At 64.9% G+C, this 18,233-nt stretch carries 14 protein-coding genes; 5 read left to right on the top strand and 9 right to left on the bottom strand.

Annotated features, from left to right (window positions below):
- Positions 1–122 precede the first annotated feature (122 nt).
- The gene (locus ACOZ9V_RS01920) at positions 123–1,580 is read left to right on the top strand and encodes a lipase family protein (protein ID WP_434593125.1); all 1,458 of its coding nucleotides are present in this window, start codon (positions 123–125) and stop codon (positions 1,578–1,580) included.
- Positions 1,581–1,700: 120 nt separating this feature from the next.
- Here the strand turns inward: ACOZ9V_RS01920 and ACOZ9V_RS01915 are convergent, their stop codons facing one another.
- The 6 genes from ACOZ9V_RS01915 to ACOZ9V_RS01890 form a co-directional block, all read right to left on the bottom strand.
- Positions 1,701–2,444 carry a DUF1345 domain-containing protein gene (locus ACOZ9V_RS01915; RefSeq protein WP_259358295.1) on the bottom strand — a complete coding sequence of 248 codons (744 nt, stop codon included), beginning with the start codon at positions 2,442–2,444 and terminating at the stop codon, positions 1,701–1,703.
- A 163-nt stretch (positions 2,445–2,607) separates the two neighbouring features.
- Positions 2,608–3,825, bottom strand: a complete 1,218-nt coding sequence (locus ACOZ9V_RS01910; protein WP_434593122.1) for an amidase — start codon at positions 3,823–3,825, stop codon at positions 2,608–2,610.
- Positions 3,818–5,380 (bottom strand): amidase, encoded by a 1,563-nt coding sequence (locus tag ACOZ9V_RS01905; RefSeq protein ID WP_434593120.1) that lies wholly within the window; start codon positions 5,378–5,380, stop codon positions 3,818–3,820. The genes ACOZ9V_RS01910 and ACOZ9V_RS01905 overlap by 8 nt, the downstream gene beginning before the upstream one ends.
- Positions 5,377–6,684, bottom strand: coding sequence for a M20 family metallo-hydrolase (locus tag ACOZ9V_RS01900; RefSeq protein ID WP_434593117.1), 1,308 nt, complete (start codon positions 6,682–6,684; stop codon positions 5,377–5,379). Before ACOZ9V_RS01900 ends, ACOZ9V_RS01905 begins: the two co-directional genes overlap by 4 nt.
- Positions 6,685–6,747: 63 nt before the next feature.
- Complete coding sequence (locus tag ACOZ9V_RS01895; protein WP_259358291.1) at positions 6,748–8,073, bottom strand: MFS transporter; 1,326 nt, start codon at positions 8,071–8,073, stop codon at positions 6,748–6,750.
- A gap of 198 nt (positions 8,074–8,271) precedes the next feature.
- The gene (locus ACOZ9V_RS01890) at positions 8,272–9,192 is read right to left on the bottom strand and encodes a LysR substrate-binding domain-containing protein (protein ID WP_434593114.1); all 921 of its coding nucleotides are present in this window, start codon (positions 9,190–9,192) and stop codon (positions 8,272–8,274) included.
- Positions 9,193–9,704: 512 nt separating this feature from the next.
- Here ACOZ9V_RS01890 and ACOZ9V_RS01885 point away from each other — a divergent pair.
- The 3 genes from ACOZ9V_RS01885 to ACOZ9V_RS01875 all read left to right on the top strand — a co-directional run bounded on the left by ACOZ9V_RS01885 (position 9,705) and on the right by ACOZ9V_RS01875 (position 13,748).
- Positions 9,705–11,921: a DUF222 domain-containing protein gene (locus ACOZ9V_RS01885; RefSeq protein WP_434593111.1), complete on the top strand. Its 2,217-nt coding sequence runs from the start codon at positions 9,705–9,707 to the stop codon at positions 11,919–11,921.
- A 210-nt stretch (positions 11,922–12,131) separates the two neighbouring features.
- Positions 12,132–13,052: a prolipoprotein diacylglyceryl transferase gene (gene lgt / locus ACOZ9V_RS01880; protein WP_172172571.1), complete on the top strand. Its 921-nt coding sequence runs from the start codon at positions 12,132–12,134 to the stop codon at positions 13,050–13,052.
- Between the two features lie 153 nt (positions 13,053–13,205).
- On the top strand, positions 13,206–13,748 hold the full coding sequence (locus ACOZ9V_RS01875) for an acyl-CoA thioesterase (RefSeq protein WP_434593108.1): 543 nt from the start codon (positions 13,206–13,208) through the stop codon (positions 13,746–13,748).
- A gap of 147 nt (positions 13,749–13,895) precedes the next feature.
- Here ACOZ9V_RS01875 and ACOZ9V_RS01870 read toward each other — a convergent pair whose 3' ends face one another.
- From ACOZ9V_RS01870 to ACOZ9V_RS01860, 3 genes are all read right to left on the bottom strand, one after another.
- Positions 13,896–15,095: a pyridoxal phosphate-dependent aminotransferase gene (locus ACOZ9V_RS01870; protein ID WP_434593105.1), complete on the bottom strand. Its 1,200-nt coding sequence runs from the start codon at positions 15,093–15,095 to the stop codon at positions 13,896–13,898.
- Between the two features lie 169 nt (positions 15,096–15,264).
- Positions 15,265–15,822, bottom strand: a complete 558-nt coding sequence (locus ACOZ9V_RS01865) for a hypothetical protein (protein ID WP_434593102.1) — start codon at positions 15,820–15,822, stop codon at positions 15,265–15,267.
- A 137-nt stretch (positions 15,823–15,959) separates the two neighbouring features.
- Complete coding sequence (locus ACOZ9V_RS01860; protein WP_434593100.1) at positions 15,960–16,439, bottom strand: cupin domain-containing protein; 480 nt, start codon at positions 16,437–16,439, stop codon at positions 15,960–15,962.
- A gap of 179 nt (positions 16,440–16,618) precedes the next feature.
- Between ACOZ9V_RS01860 and ACOZ9V_RS01855 the strand changes: the two genes are divergently transcribed.
- The gene (locus tag ACOZ9V_RS01855) at positions 16,619–18,073 is read left to right on the top strand and encodes an NAD(P)/FAD-dependent oxidoreductase (protein ID WP_434593097.1); all 1,455 of its coding nucleotides are present in this window, start codon (positions 16,619–16,621) and stop codon (positions 18,071–18,073) included.
- The last annotated feature ends 160 nt before the right edge of the window (positions 18,074–18,233 follow it).

Below are 18,233 nucleotides of genomic sequence, written 5' to 3'. Positions count from 1 at the left end.
CGACGGCACCCCGTCACCACACTGATCTCACCGTCACGGTGCACTCCACCGCGATCTGCACCGACACTACTGTCCCGCACCTTCTCAATGCCGAGAGACATGGCAGAACAGGACCACCGCCTATGAGCACGCCAACTACAGCACTGCCGACCACCTCCTCACACAGACCCCGTCGTCGCCTCCAGGCCCTGAGCGCCGCAGCCGTCGTCGGCCTCGCACTCACGTTGTGCACGACCACCGCGCCGGCCCACGCCGCCGAACTCGTTCCGCAGACCGATGCCGAGGCCGAACAGTTCCTCGATGACCGTGCGGCAGAGGATCCGAGCACACTCGACCGCGAATCAGTCCCCGAGGGCATCAGCGTCGAACAGGCGAAGAAAGCCGTCGAGAAGACCGACGAGCTCACACCCGCCGACGTCGAATACGCAGCCGCGCAGGAAGACCTGCCGGCATCAGGAGTCCCCGGAGATTTCTATCAGACCCCGGACTCGCTGCCGAGCGAAGACGGAACAGTGCTCAAGCAGGCCGACTCGGAGTTCTACCTCGACCCGGTGAAACTCATCAAGCATGACGCGAAATCGACGGTCTTCATGTACAAGACAACTGATGAGAAGGGCCAGGCCCGAGCCGCGACCGCCACCCTGCTCACTCCGAACGGCGCGAGCGGCCATGCCGACGATGCCGTCGTCATCTCGCCGGGCACTCAGGGCATCGCCGACAAGTGCGCTCCCAGCCGTCAGCTGGGCATGGGAACCGAGTACGAGGGGATCTCAGTCGCCTCGGCCCTGGCCGCGAAGCATCCTGTCGTCGTCGTCGACTACATGGGCCTCGGCACCGAGGGCACTCACCACTTCGTCGATCGCGTCGAAGAGGGTCGGTCGGTCCTCGATGCGGCACGTGCCGTCCAACAGGTCGAGGGCAGCGAGATCGATGAAGACACCAAACTCCAACTGCGCGGCTACTCGCAGGGCGGTCATGCCACGACGGCTGCCCTGGAACTCCAGAAGGAGTGGGCACCCGAGCTCAACATCGCCTCGGCTTCGGCCGGCGCAGTGCCGGTCGATCTGCACAAGACGGTGTCCGGGCTCTCGAGCGTCTACACGGCATTCGCGCTCTACGGTGTCGTCGGGTTCGCCGAGCAGGCCGACATCGATACAAGCGACTTCCTCAACGAGAAGGGGCAGAAGATGGTGGCCGAAACAGCGGACAAGTGCACCGTCGAAGCCCTGCTCTCGACAGCCTTCACGGATGGGAAGTCGCTGACGAAGAACGGCGAGTCATTCACCGATATCATCGACGAGAACTTCACGGACATCGTTGACCGGCAGCGGTTGGGCAAGGCCGAGGTGCCGGATGTTCCGCTGCTGGTCAATCACAGCCGCCTCGACGACGTCATCTCGTTCGATCAGGGCAAGGAACTCGCCTCGACGTGGTGCCGAGCCGGCCACAAGGTGGCGTTTGAGGACAACCTCGGGCCCACGCACGTCGGCGGCTACGTCGCTGCGTTGCCGCGAATCGAAACCTTCACCACCCGCACGTTCGCAGGCAAGGCTCCGCTCGACAGCTGCTGGAGGCTGTGACCTCCCACCTCACCGAGGTGGCCCGCCCGGTTGAGGATTCCGTCCTCACCGAGGCGGTCCACCCTGAACGAGGTGGGCCGCCTCGGCGATATTCACAGGGTCGGGCTGTGCCGGTGACGGTCACATGACGTAGGAGAGGATCATCGAGACGAGGGTCGCGACGACGACGGAGTTGAAGGCGAAGGCGACGATGACGTTCGTGCGCACCAGTCGCCAGGCTTTTCGCGATACCGCTCGGCCGGGGAGCGCGGCCGTCATCGTCGATGACAGCACGGAGAAGGTCAGGTAGTCGCCGAACTCGCGTGGGCCCTCCATGTCGAATTCGAGTTGCCGCTCCCCCGGGCTGCCGCCGCCGCTGAGGTCGAGACGCATGAACTCGAGTGCGAACGAATACACGAGCACCGCCCACGAGGCGATGACATTCGCGATGCCGAGCGCCGCAGAGACGACGATGCTGGCGCTCGAGTCAGAGGTGACGAGGAAGATGTTGAAGATGAATGCGAGATAGGCAGCCATGGTCGCCCAGGACACTGCTCCGCCCATCCCGAACCACCGCGACCACCATCGTCGGCGGTTCGCCACTGACCAGCGGGAATGGACGATGAGTTCGGTCTCGTCGAGGTCTCTCAGTCCCGCGTGGGTCCACAGCAGATAGGTCAGCGCGAAGAGCGGCCAGAAGACGAGGAAGAGGTTGATGACCTCGTGCGGCAGGGCCAGCGATGCAGCCATGCTCGGGCCAGAACCCAGTGGGTCGAAGTCGAATCCGAACACGAGGATGCCGCTGACGATGAGCGCAGGGACTCCCGCGATATTTGCGCGCGAGTCGTCGGAGAGGGTGAGCATCTGACTGTGCGTGGGTCTCATCGGCCCGGCTCCGGTTCGTTCGACGCGGCGGCTGTTCGAGTTCAGCCTAGTCGAGGGTGGGCTCGACTCCGCCGATCTCCGAATCGGACCGGTGGCACCGAGTCAGACCAGGCATCCCGAATCAATCGAACTGATCCCCATGTCAGACCGGCCACGGGTCTAGTCAGACCAGCTGCGAGGCGAAGGCGAGCAGGTCGCGGTCGCCGCCGGGGCGGCCGACCAGCTGCACCGCCTGCGGTCCTTCGCCGCCTCCGGCCCTGGGCAGCGGGATCGTCAAGGCCGGCCAGCCGAGCACGTTGAATGGCATCGAATAGCGCATGAACTTCGCCGCCGTGCCGGAGTCGATCTCATCCCAGCGGACCACGGGTCCCTCGATGGCCGGAGTGAGCAGGAAGTCAGTGCCACCGAAGACCGCGAGCGACCGTTCCCGCAGTTCGGCGAGCGCGTCCAGCTGCTTTCGGTATTCGGCCTCGCAGAGGCCTCGGCCGGATTCGATCTTCTTGGCCACACCCGGCTGGTAGTCCGCGGAGTGCTCGGCGTAGAGGTCTTTGTGGACCTCGAATGCCTCATAGAGGCGGATGTAATCGTAGATCGGTGCGAGGTCCTCGAGGAGTTCGGCCAGGGCCGGCCCATTCGCCGAGGTGATCGTGAGCTCGGGAACCGACCTGAGCAGGTCTCTCGCCCGGTCAACGTCATCGGCGAAGAGACTGACATCGATGGTGTGTGCACTGTTCCCTCGGTCATCACCCGCATCGTCGCCCGCAATCACGTCGAAAGCCGTGGTCAGCAGGCCGAGGTCGGAGGCGAAGAGTCCGACGGTGTCGAAGCTCTGCGAGAGCGGGAAGACTCCGTCGACGGGCACGACGCCGAAGGTCGGTTTGAACCCAAGCACGCCTTGGCAGGCCGCCGGCACGCGCACGGACCCGGCCGTGTCGGTGCCCAGAGCCAACGGCACCACCCCGGCGGCAACGAGTGCGGCCGATCCGGAGCTCGACCCGGCGGTGCACAGTGCCGGATCAACAGGATTGACGACGCGGCCGAAGGCGGATTCGTCGCCGAGGATTCCGTAGGAGTACTCCTGGCAGTTCGTCTTCGCCACAGGGATCGCGCCCGCCGCTTCGAGTCGGTCGACGACCGGCGCCGAGTTAGCAGCCGGGGCATCGCTGCGCACATTCGATCCCATCGTCGTCGGGTACCCGACGAGGTCGATGACGTCTTTGATCGCGAAGGGAATCCCCTCCAATCGCCGAAGCGGCTGACCGGAATCCCGGCGGCCGATCGATTCCGCGGTGAGGGCATTCGCACGGTCGACGGTCATCGCTGTGACGGCGTTGAACTGCGTTCCGGCACGCTCCACCTCGGCGAGGGTGTGCTCATCCATCCGATGAGCCTATCTGAACCGTCGGCGCCAGTCCGGTCCATGGGCACAGCGTTTCGATGGCCGCGGCGACGTCGAAGGCGCGGGTGTCGTCATAGGGGTGGGCGATGACCTGGACGCCGGTGGGGATCCCGCAGTCGGCCATCCCCGAGGGCACATTGACGATCGGCACGCGGTTGCAGATGTTGAACGGCATCGTCATATGCGCCTGCCAGTAGTGGTCGAGGCGCACGCCGTCACCAGCCCCTTCGCGACCGACGCCGTCGGCGCCGATCGTGATCCCGTCGAGGTAGCTGGCCCCGGCTTCCAATCCCGCCACCGCCGAGGTGGGTGCCAGGAGCACATCGAACCCGTCCATTGCTGACGCCAGCTCCGCCTGGATCCGTGCTTCCATGGCGAGTCCGTCGTAGAAGGAGCGGCGGCCGGCGACCGCCTCGGCGTCGGCCATGAACCGCAGCGTGTATTCGGCCAGAGTGTCCTCGTGGCCGCGGGTGGCGGCGCGCATGGCGGGGGCGAGGAGATTCCCGAAGTGGGTGAACGCGGTCTCGAAGATCCGCTCGGCCGTCCACGGCAGTTCGATCTCCTCGACGTGTGCCCCGGCCGATTCCAGCGCCGAGGCGACCGCGCGGGTATTCGCCTCGATGTCCTTCCCGACGGGGAAGTCCCCCAAGCGCACGCACAGCGCAACCCTGCGTCCGCGGAGTCGGTCGGCCGCCTCGGCGGGGTCGAAGTCAGCGAGGAACCCGGGCGAGGAGATGGTCGCATGATCGCTCGGATCGACCCCGACCATGACCTTGGCGAGCAGGGCGGCGTCGGCGACGGTGCGCGCCATCGGCCCGTCCCCGCGGTACCAGTCCGCGGCCAGAGGCTGGGCGCCGGGGGTCCGACCATACGGGGCCTTGTACCCGACGGTGCCGGTGAAGGCTGCGGGCAGCCTCGTGGATCCGGCGATGTCGGAGGCCGTGGCCAGGGGCGCAAACCCGGCTGCCAGCGCAGCACCGGAACCGCCGGAGGACCCGCCCGGTGAGAGGTCCGGGTTCCACGGATTGCGGGTCACGCCCCACATCGGCGAGTGCGTGATGGTCGCGCAGCTGAACTCCGGAGAGGTCGCTCGGGCGTGGACGAATCCGCCGGCAGCGCGGATGCGGGCGATGATCGCGGCATCATGGTCGGCGACAGTGTCGCGTTCGTGCAGCAGCCCTTGAGTGAGGCCGCGGCCGGCGAGCGCGTGCTTCTCCTTGGCGATCACGGGAAGTCCGAGCAGCGGACGGGTGGCGGCCGCCTCGGCGAGGTCATCGCTGGTGGCGTTCGCGTAGAAGTCCTCGGCTTCCCGCGCCGAGGTGACCGCCTCCTCGACGACTTCGGTGACCGCATTTATGCGCTCGTCTTCGGCGGTGATGCGGCCGATGAAGGAGGTCAGGTAGTCGATTGGGGACAGCTCCTTGGACCGGAAGGCGGCGAGCGCCTCGGCGGCGGACAGGGTCCAGGGTTCGGCTGTCGAACTGGTCGGGTCTGCGGCCGAGGCGGCGGCGCTGGGGCGCGGGGTATCGGTGCTCATGCGCGCGCCTCGGCGACGGACGAACCGACCCAGACGGCACCGTCGCGGACATCGGCGAGCTCACCGCGGACGAGTTCACCGGCCACCGAAGTGAGCACGCGGACGCCGCGAAGCATGTCCTCATCGGTGGTGAACTCGCGTTCGCAGTGGGAGACGCCGTCGACGCTGGGAACGAACATCATCACGGCGGGCACGCGGTGATTCATCGCCACGGAATCGTGGCCGGCCATCGTCTCCAACCGACGGATGCTCAGACCTTCGTTGGCCACGGCCTTCTCGGCGAGTTCGACGCCTTCGGTCGGGAAGTGGCGCTTGTCGCGGATGTCGAAGTCGCGGGCGTTGATGGTGATGTCGTGGGCACGGGCGATCTCGGCGATCTGCGTCTTCAGTAAGTCGCGGGCGGCTTGGACGATGGCCGGATCGGAGGAGCGGAGGTCGGCGACCATGTGGACGCGGCGGGGCACGACGATCGGAGAGTTCGGTTCGACGACGTGCTGGCCGACCGAGGAGACGAGGGCTTCTTCCTCGAACTCGTCGACCACCTCGGCGACGGCGAGGACGACCTTGGCCGCGGCGACGAGCGCGTCGTGGCGGTCGGCCATGGCTGTGGCCCCGGTGTGGGACTGTTCGCCGAGTACGTCGATGTCGAGCTTCTGCGTGTACCAGCTGGACTCGACGACGCCGATGTCCGTGGCTTCGCGTTCGAGGATTCGGCCCTGTTCGATGTGGATCTCGGCGTAGGTGATCGCCTCCGGCGGGGTGTCGGTGCCGGCATAGCCGATGGCGCCCAGCGCCTCTGCGACGGTGGTGCCTTCGAGGTCGGCGACGGCGAGCATCTCGTCGAGGTCGAAGAGCCCGGCGTAGACGGAGCTTCCCATGATCGAGGGGGCGAAGCGCCCGCCTTCTTCGTTGAACCAGTTGACGACGGCGAGGTTGAAGGTGGGTTTCGGGCCAGATTCGGCAAGTTCCTCTTTGACGCGCAGGGCCGCGAAGAGGGCGGCGATGACTCCGTAGGCTCCGTCGAAGCGGCCGCCGAGCGGCTGCGAGTCGAGGTGGGAGCCGATGAGGACGTACGGGGCATCGGGAACGAATTCGAGGCACGCGAACATGTTCCCGATCGCATCGACGCGCACGTCGAAGCCTTTGTCCGTCGCCCAGCCGCGCATCCAGTCGCGCGTCTGCTTGTCTTCGGCCGTCAGCGCCTGCCGGTCGACGCCGTTGTTGTCGGTGGCACCGATGGTGGCGACGAAGTGGAAGTCTGCGAGGAAGGCCGCGTCGGAAGATGGGGGTGCCTGATGGTTCATTGCTGATCGCTGCTTTCTGGTGGGTGATGTGGTTTGCGCGGGTCTGTGGTGGGGTTGGCGCACCTACCCCAGCCGTCCGCGAGTCTCGGGGAGGCGCGTGACGAAGATGAGGACGAGGCACACGGCGGCCGCAGCGGCCATGTAATAGCCGGGTGCGGTGTTGACGCCGGTGATGTCGACGAGCCACGTGCCTACGAACGGAGCGGTTCCGCCGAGCGCCGCGTAGGAGATGTTGTAGCTGATGGCCGCCGAGGTGAACCGCGTCTTCGTCGAGAATCGCTCACAGAAGAAGGTGTAGCAGCCGCCGCCGTAGCAGCAGAGCGCGAGGACGAAGATCGTCTGCCCGAGGAATGCCAGCCCCATGTGGCCGCTGGTGACCAGCCCGAATGCCGGCACCGAGGTGACCGCGAGTAGGATCGCACCCGCGATGAGCATGGGCCGACGTCCGAATCGATCACCGAGATGGCCGGCGATGGGCAGGAAGATCGTGTAGCTGGCCATCGCGATCGCGTTTGTCAGCAGCGACTGTTCGCGGCTGAGGTCGCCGGTGGTCTGGATGTAGGTGACGAAGTACGCCGAGAGCATGTAGAAGCCGAGCGCGGTGACGCCGAGGACGAAGAAGACCTGGAGCATTCCGACCCAGTTCTCGCGGAAGCTTTCGCGGATCGGGCTGAACTCTTTGGGCCGTTCGGCGGCGGTCTTCTTGAACAGCTCGGATTCGTCGGTCTTCGACCGGATCCACAGCCCGACGGCCGACAACGGCAGCGCCAGGAGGAAAGGAACGCGCCAGCCCCATGAGTCGAATGAGGCATCGCTCATCACCGTCGACAGCAGGAGGATGAGGCCGCCGGCGAACACCGAAGGCAGAGCCGTCGCGGCCAGGGTGATGTTGATCCACAGTCCGCGCTTGGCAATCGGAGCGTGCTCGTAGACGAAGGACGGTCCGCCGACGGATTCGCCGCCGGCAGAGAAGCCCTGGCCGAGTCGGGCGAGGATGAGCAGGATCGGCGCGAACCACCCGATCGTGTCGAAACCGGGGAGGATGCCGATGAGGGCTGTGCAGGCTCCGACGAGGAAGATCGTGATCGTCAGGGTCTGCCGCCTGCCGACCTTGTCGCCGAGAGCTCCGAAGAACAGTCCGCCGAGGGGGCGCATGACGAACGCGACTCCGAAGGTCGCGAAGATGACCAGCAGACCGGTGATCCGGTCGCCGTCGGGGAAGAAGTACTCGGACAGGATGACGGCGGAGAGTCCGTAGAGCGTGAAGTCGTAGAACTCGACGAACTGGCCGATGCTGCCGCCGAGGAGCACCTTCCGTTGCATCTTCGTCGACCGACCACGGCCGTCGGCTGTGGGCGTGTGCTCCTGGTCGGTGGTGGGAGTGGACATCAAAGCTCCTTTGCTCTGTCCCATGATGGGCCTGTCCCATGACGGGCCTGTCACCTTGATGGGGCGGAAGCATCACCGTCTGCCCGTGTGATGCCTGCCATCTATTGTGATGAGCGAATCGGAATCAGTCCAACAGATACTTTTGAACATTGTCATCAATTGAATCAATGAGAGCAGACGTGGTCGGCGCCCGGACCGTCACTGCTTCACCGCAGCGCCCAGAACCTCTTTGCTGACTTCGCAGAATGCCTTCCCGCGTCGGCTCAAGCGCACGCCGCTGGGCCAGATCACGGCGAGGTCGATGCTCGGGAAGTCGTCGAGCAGGGGAACGTCCACGGTCTGCAGCCCGATATAGGTACCCGATGACACGCTTTGGCTCAGCAGCGAATACCCGTGTCCCATCGCCACGAACGACCGCAGCGTCTCGTAGCCGGAGAACGAATGCCTCGTCTTCGGCACAACCCCTGCGATACGGAACAGTTCGTCGTAGTACTGCCTGGAGAAGGGCAGATCGAGCTGAATGTAGTCTTCGTCGGCGAGTTCACTCAGGCGCACCGGTTTCGGCTGCCCACCCCCGGCAACGCGATGATTGCGGGACACCAGAACGTGAGGCTCGACGACGTCGAGGAGGAACGTGCCGAATCGGCCCGTCGGACCGAGCATGTACGTCAGCGCCAGATCACAATCGCCTGCCGTGACGGCCCTCTGCAGCTCTTCCAGGTCGGCCTCGAGGTACGTCACCTGCACTTTTGGATAGCGCTTCGCGAACTCATCGTGGATCAGCGGCAGTCGGGTCGGCGCGATCGGCGAGAACACGCCGACTGTCAGACTCCCGCTCAAAGACCGGGACAGCCCTTGCGCAGTTTCTCCGAGCGCATCGGAAGCCTCGAGGAAGCTGGTCACTTCGGCCAGGAATCGCTTACCTGCCGGAGAGAGCACGACCGATCGGTTCTTCTGCCTGATGAAGAGGTCGAGGCCGATGGTCCGCTCGAGCTGGGCCATCGCCGTCGAGATCGCCGACTGAGTGACGTTGAGCTGCTTCGCCGCCTCGGTCATGTTCTCCCGCCTGGCGACCTCCTGGAAGTAGCGCAACTGCACCAGGGTGAAATCAAGGGCCATAGCTCCCCATCATCCCACCGACAATGGCGATGCGTGCAGATCCAACCTCGCCGAGGCGGCTCTATCCGAGCACTACCGGTCAACCCTTCCCAGGCGGCCAGGCTCCAACCCTTCCCGGACGGCAAGCATCGCACAGATCACCCACCTCTACCGGGTAGGACCCCGTTCCGAGAATCCTCCCGACATTTCAATCGTCGCCGGTCCCGAGTCAGTGCCGACGAGTAAAGTGCCCTCAAACTGACTCACATCCCAATAGACAACTCAAAAGCCGCCTTCACATTTTTGCGTGCCATTTCTAGTCGAATATTTTTCGAAGATTCTATTGTCTTCTATTCTCTGACTGCCTACAATTGAGTTAAGAGACCTTCAATGACGAACGGAACTCAACAGCGATGACCTTCACTCCCGACCGCAAGCGACGCAAGTCAGGAAAGCGCGACCGCCGCGCTGCCCCTGACTCGCACGGTGGGGCGAGCAGAAGACCGCCAACGAACACCACACCAGCAGGCCTCGTGGGCGCCACTTCTCAGAATGCCCACGCACCCGAGGACACCGCGCAAGCACAATCCGAAGAAACATCGGCCCCCGCAACACTGGCCGAACAGCTCAAGGCGGCCGGGCTCGACCTCAGCGGACACCACTTCGCCGAGGTGTTCGAGGCCCTTGACCCAGTTTCGACCGACGATGACGCAGCGATTGACAATGCGCCGATAGCCGACGACGAACAAATAGGCGAAGACACGTCGGCTGCCGATGCCGGACAACCGAACACAGCCGGCACGGCTGTCGGTTGCGAACAGTCGAGCGAAGGCGTCGAATCAGCGACATCCACTGAGAACGAGCCGAACGGCCCGACAGACACGACCGCAGGTCCAGACCCGACCGCACTGTTTGAGGCAAACGAGCAGGCCCGCTCAACCGCGCAGCCCACATCCGCTGGTCCTGCCAGCTCGGCCACTACGAAGGACCCCGACGCCGCTCGGCCCGAGGCTGGAACTGATTCTCAACGACCAGCCTCGATGCACCCGATCCTCACCGACGCGGCCTGGAACGACCTGGCCGCAAGCGCTCCCGAAATCACCGACTCGATCGCTTCCCTGACCGAACTGGTCGGAGGTCTTCGCGCCTTCGATCGGCCGATGGGGCCGAACGAGGCCCTGCAGGTCATCGATGGAGCAGAGGCTCTGCGTCGACTCAGTGAATCTCTGTCCACCCTGGCACTGGCCGTCTACGAACGTGTCGGCACGCCTAAGGACAGTGGCGCCAAGTCGACCAAGGCGCTCATCCAGGAACGCCTCAACCTCTCGGGGCGAGAAGCTAACCGCCGGGCAAGGCTCGCAGAGAATCTCGGCGGACGAGTTGCGCTCGACGGCCAATCGCTTGAGCCCGAACACCCGCTCGTCGCCGAGCAGCTCCACCTCGGCACTCTGCCCGCGGAGCACCTCACTGTCATCGAAGACTGCCTCAAGGCACTGCCCGCGTGGGTGGATCACGAGACGAAGTCCCGTGTGGAGACCGACCTCGTGAAGTACGCGAAATCGGTGACTGTGAGCGAGCTCCGCGACATCTTCCGTCGGATGCTCGCTCTCATCGACCCCGACGGTGCCGAGCCGCTCGACCCCAGCGATCGTTCCGCCTACTTCATCACTGCCCGGCCCAAGCGCAATGGAGACTGGAGGCTGGAAGGCGTCCTCGACCCCGTGGCGGGATCCGAACTGCACGGACTGCTGACTTCGCGGATCCAATCCGCGAAAGACAACACTTCGACAATCGCAGAACCCACCGGTGACAACCCGTCGAACACTGCAGAATCGGGCGACGACACCACATCGAACAACGTCCGCCCCACCGACACTGAAGCGGCCCGCCCCGCGGCCGACGACGCTCCCGCGCTCTTCCCGAACGTCGGACTCGGTCAGGCTGCCGGCGAAGAGAAGTTCGAACCCATCGACGCAGTGCTCACCGGCGATCGTTATGACGCTCCCCCATGGGCTGTCTTAGACGCCGCCAGCGATTCCAGTGCCGACAGTGAAGCTGCCGGTGACGCCGGTGCGGATACGGCCGATTCCGCTGCCGACCGCCCCGTTCATGCCGGTCAAGGGGTCCGCGCCGATGGTTCGGCCGTCGATCTCATGAGCGAGCAGCCCAATGCGAAAGCCTGGATCTACGAACGTTTCGCCACTCTCATTTCGCGCATCAGCATGAAGGAAGCCGCCAAGGGTTCGCCCTACGCCCTGGTCGTCACAGCCAAAGCGTCCGACATTGCCAACGGCATCGGCGAAGCCACCACAGGCTCCGGCGGCCGCTTCCCGATGGGCGACGTCGCTCGACGCGGCCTCGATGGCACCGTCTTCTTCCACCTGATGGACGAAAAGGCTCGCACGGTGGAAGTCTGCACGGAACAGCGCTTCGCCAACAAGAAGCAGACCGCAATCGTCACCGCCAGGGATCGCGGATGCGTGTTCCCCGGCTGCGACGCACCAGCGGGGTGGTGCGACGTGAACCATGTTGTGCCGCACGCCCTGGGCGGCAAGACCGACATCAACAACATGTGCCTGCTGTGCTCCTTCCACCACCACCTCATGGACCGCTCCGACTGGGAAGTCTTCATGCTCGGCGACGGACGGCCGGCATGGCGACCGCCCGAAAGCATCGACCCCGCCCGCACTCCCATCCTCCACTCACGATTCGTCACCGACGACATCATCAACGGCCTCTTCGGCACGTAGCTGCGCATGGCCATTCAATGGCACCGCTGTGCCTCCATTCTGATGTGAGCGCGAATGGCCTTGTCGCGGCTGCCTTCACCCCACAGGACTCGGGTTTACGCGCTAGTCGGAGCGCAGGCGGCACAGCAATCGGCCCGAAAACGGTCCTCGCCGGTCAGAGAGCAGACGCTGCATAAGAGATTCTCAGACGGGTGCAAATAGACTGGCCCCATGCACCTCGGCCTAGTGACTTCCAGCGCGACCGCGATTCCACACGACATCTCGGCGGCAATCCCCAGCCCGTCCATCTCGAGCTTCCAACTCGGACCGCTGACGATCCATTTCTATGCACTGTGCATCCTCGTGGGCATCATCATCGCCATTGTCCTGACGAACCGCCGCCTGACCAGGCGCGGTGTCGAGGACTGGCAGGTGCTCGACATCGCGACTCTGGCCGTACCGATGGCCATCGTCTTTGCCCGCATCTATCACGTCATCACGCACTACACCGATTACTTCGGTCCCGGCCGCAACCCGTGGAACCCGTTCGAACCCGGCTCGGTATGGGCGATCTGGGAGGGCGGCATCGCGATCTTCGGTTCACTCATCGGCGGCACGCTGGGTGCATGGATCATGTGCCGCCGCCTCGGCCTCAAACTCACCACTCTGCTCGACGCCCTGGCACCGGGCCTCATCCTCGCTCAGGCCTGCGGTCGCTTCGGCAACTGGTTCAACCAGGAGCTCTTCGGCCTGCCCACCACGTTGCCTTGGGGACTCGAGATCGATCCCGGCAATCCGGCAATCCCACTGGGCACTCCCCCCGGCACCCTCTTCCATCCAACGTTCCTCTACGAGGTCATCTGGAACAGCCTCGGCGCTCTCGTCCTGCTCTACCTCGGCCGCAAGGTCTTCTTCCAGTGGGGACGCCTATTCGCTGTCTATCTCATGTGGTACGGCGCCGGTCGCATCGTCTGGGAGTCCATCCGCCTCGATCCGAGCTTCGTCATCCTCGGCCTGCGCACCAACGTGTGGGGCGCGATCGGCGCCGTCGCTCTCGGTGTGGCGATCATGCTCATCCAGTGGAAGCGCCACCCCGAGCCCGAAGAATCACCGTTCATCCCCGGCCGCGAACCCGAAACCGCGAAGGACTGACACCCACCCTCGCCGAGGCGGCTCCCCGGGTCCGTGGATGCGCACCCTTCCGTGGGCGCATTCGCCGTCGGGTCTACGTTCATCAATCAGAGCCCCATTCACCCGGCAGGGTTATGGTCGCCCATCAAACTACTGTCAAGTAACATAGATTGCATGCACTTCTTCCGCATGATCCTGCACCTGCTGAGGTCCCGCCGACGTTCCGCGCGCGACATCTGGGACACCTACTCCCTCCCCATGCGCGTCCACCTGGGCGAGATCGACATATTCATGCATCTCAACAACGGCAAGTACCTCTCCATCATGGATCTGGGGCGACTCGACATGATGGTGCGCAGCGGAGCGTGGCAGGCGATGCGTGAGCGCGGATGGACCGGCGTCGTCAGCGCCGAGACCATCAGCTTCCGCAAATCACTGAAACTCTGGCAGCGCTACAACCTCGAGACCAAGGTCTGCGGAATCGACGAGCGCACCGTGTTCTTCGAACAGCGCATGGTCGTCGACGGCGAGATCTTCGCCCGAGCCTATGTCGCCACTCGCCTGATCTCCGATGACCGGCCGCTCACCAGGGACGACCTCATCGAGGCCTTCGGGATGCCGGAGAACGAACCCGAACTGCCCGACTGGATCCACGATTGGCGCCGTGACAACGCGCTGCCGAGCACCCGCCGGCCCGCCTGGAGCAGCTGGACATAACAGAGCTGTCGTCTGGACCGAGCTGTGGTCGGCACTGCACCGTGGTCCGCGTTGAGTTGCGGTCGGCACGGCACCGTGGTCCGAACAGAGCCGTGGCCGGGACGGCGCCGCAGCCCGGGACCACCGCAAGCAACCCCGCCAAACGGACTACCGCCCCGCTTCAATCCACTCCTTGAGGCGGCCGAGCCCGGTCGTGATCGCAGTTTCGTCGATTCCCGAATAGGCCAGTCGAATGTACGACCGGTCCTCACCGGGCTGCGGTGACCCGAAGTGCTCGCGAGTGCAGAATGAGACACCAGTGGCATGCAGAGCCTCGGTGGTGAAGTCCGCCAGAGTCGCGATTCCCTTCGTCTCCATCGCCTCGGTGACATCGGGGAAGACGTAGAACGTCGAGCCCGGCGTCGCCACAGACATGCCGGGAATCTCGTTGATGAGCCGGCACGCGGCATCCCGACGCTTGCGCAGCACCTCCAACATCTGCCCGACCGGCCCCTGCGGTCCGCGCAACGCAGCGATCCCTCCCCACTGCACGTACTGGTTCGTGCAGGATTCGTCGTTGGTGTTCATCAGCGAGATCGCCTCGGCGACCTCCTTCGGTGCCACCGCACAGCCGAGCCTCGAACCTGTCATCGCGTACTTCTTCGAGAACGTGTAGAGGATCACGGTGCGCTCCCGCATTCCCGGCAGCGCGGCGATCGACTGGGACTTTCCGCGATAGCGCATCTCGAAGTACGCCTCGTCGGAGAGCACCCACAGGTCGAATTCCTGCGCGATCGCGGCAATGGCCTCACGCTCACCCGGAGTCGACTCTGCGGAGATCGGATTCTGCAGGTCGTTGTAGATGATGGCGGTGGTGTTCTCATCGATCGATGCCCGCAGGTGGTCGAGGTCGATGGCGAAACCGTCGGAGGTCGGAACATATCGGTAGGGCAGGGCCGTACCGCCGAGATACTCGATCTGGGATTCGTAGATCGGGAAGCCCGGATTCGGGTAGAGCACGCCTTCACCTGGGTTCATCACGGCTTGGAGGAATTTCGTGATCACGGGCTTGCCTCCGGTGGTCACGACCACCTCGGCGGGGTCGATCTTCATTCCTCGTCGCGAGCCGAGGTCATCGGCAAGCGCCTCCCGCAGCTCGGGGATCCCCGGTCCCGGGCAGTAGCCGGTCTTGCCGTCGCGGATCGCCTGCTCCATCGCCTCGACGATGTGAGGAGCGAGCGGGAAATTGAGATCGCCGAGGTGGAACGGGAAGACTTCGTTGCCCTTCGCCTTCCATTCGGCGGCGGCCTGGGCCACGCGGAAAGCGGTCTCGGTGCCGAGGTTGTCCAAACGGCGAGCAGTCTTCATCGTCGACTCCTTCTTCGGGGTCCATCTCTTCGGGGCAATACTGAGGTGTCCGTGCTGGGGTGTCCATGCGTGCTGCGCAACGCGGGACGAAACCGTCCCCGGACCACGGTGCGCACCGGTTCACTCACGATAGAGCACCTGACCAGGGATTGTCAGCGGTGTCCGAGTTTCATCCAGCGGCGAGCGCGCTGCGTCCGGCGAGCAGACACCACAGACCGATTCCGAAGAACACCGGAGCGCCGAGGATGCCGCACCAGAAACTCGGCGCCGCGGTCTCGCGCGGCAGGATGAACGCGACCACCGCGACAATGGTCAGCAGCAGCCCCGCCACGTGAAGGACGGGCTGGCCGAAGACGACGGCGAGCGCGAAGAAGTGGATTCCGACGATCGCGAGGATGAGCGGAGCGATGTTCTCGGTCTGGCCGGTGCGGATAAGGAAGAAGCTCGCCACCGCGCCAATGATGACCTCGGCCCAGAACACGATGAGGTAGAGCGTGAGTGCGGAGGTCCCGGTGGTGAAGGCGCTGGGTTCCGACCAGTTGCCGATGGCGGTGAGAATGCTCGGCACTGCGAGTGCGAGTCCCGCGAGTCCGAGCCCCGCGAGCACGAGCCGCCAGACCAGCGCTCTGGGCGGCGCTTCCTGCGCCCAGCCTGACCAGATGAATGCGGCGAGTCCGAAGATCGCGCCGATCATGACGAGGTCGCGCGGGTGGGCCAAGTCGATCATCGTCGATCCCTTTCGTCCGAGCGGGCTGCCTTCGACACTACTCAACGAGGAGGATCCGCGCCCATGACGTTTTCCCGACTCCCTCGGCGTCGTAATCCGTTACCCGCTGCCCCCTGCCCACCCGAGCGTGGAGAAACTCACCCTTCGCCGGGCGCGATGAACAGCTTCCGCAGCGGCGTTCCGTCGATATACCAGCGCGTCTTCATCCCATCAACGAGGCGAACCAGCGATCCCGGCACCAGTTCGATGGGGTCACGGCGGGGTTCGTCGAATTCGATGCGTCCGGTCCCGGAGATGACAAGGAAGACCTCGTCGCCTTCGATATCGCGCATCGCTCCGGCGTTCATCTCCCAGAGCCCGAAATCGGCGCCGCCGATGGTGCCGAGTTCGGCGAATCCCGTCGTCACAGACGCCTCCCCCGCCGAGGATGTCGCCCCTTCCAGCTCGACCGAGCTGCTCGTGCCGGAATCCCCCGCCGAGGCAGTCGCCCCTTCCAGCCCCACCGGCCCAACCGCGTCGGGCCCTCCCGCCGAGGCGGCCGGAATGATCTGCCAGTCCTCGATCGGTTCGTGGCTGAGTGGAAATTCGCGGGTATTGATCGGCTCCATTGCGCTCATGCGAACAGTGTAATCAGTACAACCACTCAAGTGCCGCCCTGACGAAGAAATCAGTAGGCTGTCGAGATCGTTTCAGCAATCAATACAAATCGGCGCAACTATTTACTTCACCTTGAGCGTGAGATAGAACTGTTTTCGTAGGCGACCGCATGGTCCGCCTCGAGTTCAGGAGATGATCCGTGTCCTACTTCAATGGTGAAGCCTCGCACTGGTTGGCGGCCTCCCCCGCCGACGACGTCGACCCCGCACCGCTGCCGCGCGAGAAACAAGATCTCGTCATCGTCGGCGGCGGACTGACCGGCCTGTGGTCGGCTTATTACGCCCGGCAGGCCCACCCCGATTGGGCGATCACCATCATCGAGGCCCGCCACATCGGCTACGGCGCCTCCGGCCGCAACGGCGGATGGCTCTCTACCCTGCTGCCGGGCAATCGCACCAAGTTCGCCGAGGCGGTCGACCGTGCCCGGAAGAACGATCCCTCCGGACCGGTCGGCTCGGCAGGGCTCGACGGCGTGGCCAGCGTCAGCGCATTCCAGTCCGCACTCTTCGACTCCATCGACGAGGTCCTCGACGTCTGCAAAGCTGAAAGCATCGATGCCCACCAAATCCGCGGCGGCCATATCGACGTCGCTCAAACGGAGGCCGGCCTGTCCCGGCTGCGCGACCTTGAGGCCGGCAATGAGCAGTTCGGATATGGGCCCGAGGATATGCAGTTCCTCGACGCCGAGGCGACTCGTGCCCGCATCAACGTCGACGGAGCGCTCGGCAGCCTCTACTTCCCCGGTACCGCCGCCATCGATCCTGCACTGCTCACCCGGGGACTCGGCCACGTGCTCAGGGAACAGGGCGTAACCATCTGTGAGGCCACCTCGGCGAGGCATATCCGAAAGAATTCGGTCGCCACGGACCGCGGGCCGGTGCGCGCGGACACGATCTTCGTGTGTCTCGAGGGGTATTCGGACACGGTCGGCGGCGACCTGCCGGGCCTGCAGGGACGGCAGGTCATCCCGGTGTTCTCGTCGATGATCGCAACCGAGCCGCTGTCGGACGAGGCGTGGGCGTCGATCGGCTGGGAGGGGCGCGAATGCCTCGGCGACACGGCACACACGTTCATCTATGCCCAGCGCACGGCCGATGGCCGGATCGCGCTCGGCGGCCGTGGGGCGCCCTATGCTTTCCGGTCGGGCCTGCCCGGTGACGGTGAGGTCCCCGCCGAGGTGGTCGACCTCTTGGCCGGGCGCCTGTCCTCGCTCTTCCCGGACCTCGAGTTCGAGGTTGCGCATGCCTGGCGCGGTGCGCTCGGGGTGACCAGAGACTGGTGCGCCGGCATCTTCTTCGACCCGACACAGCGCATCGGAGTGGCCCGCGGCTATGCCGGACACGGGGTGACGGCTACTCATCTGGCGGCGAAGACCCTGCTCGATCGGGCTGCCGGGGCATCGAGTCCGCTTACAGCGCTGCCGTGGAACGACCACTTCTCCGGGCAGTGGGAGCCCGAACCGATTCGGTGGTTGGGCATCCGGTCGATGTACAAGATCTTCGGCCTCGCCGATGCGTGGGAGTCAGCGACCGGGGCGAAGAAGACAAGCCTGCTCGCCCGATTTGGATCCCGCTTGGCCGGGTTGCACGAGTAGGCGGGGCGAGGGCTGGCATGCACCACCGGCTTGGTGAACCTGCACCAGCTCGGCGCACGGACCAAGCCAGCGCAGATTCACCAAGCTGAAGGCCAGCTGCCGGGGACCGTCCCGGTCTTACGCTGTGGCCCTCCTCTGCCGCAGCCGCAGGATCGGGGGC

Source organism: Brevibacterium sp. 1718, assembly GCF_051131255.1.
GTDB classification, from domain to species: domain Bacteria; phylum Actinomycetota; class Actinomycetes; order Actinomycetales; family Brevibacteriaceae; genus Brevibacterium; species Brevibacterium sediminis.
This window is presented reverse-complemented; position numbering and strand designations above follow the sequence as displayed.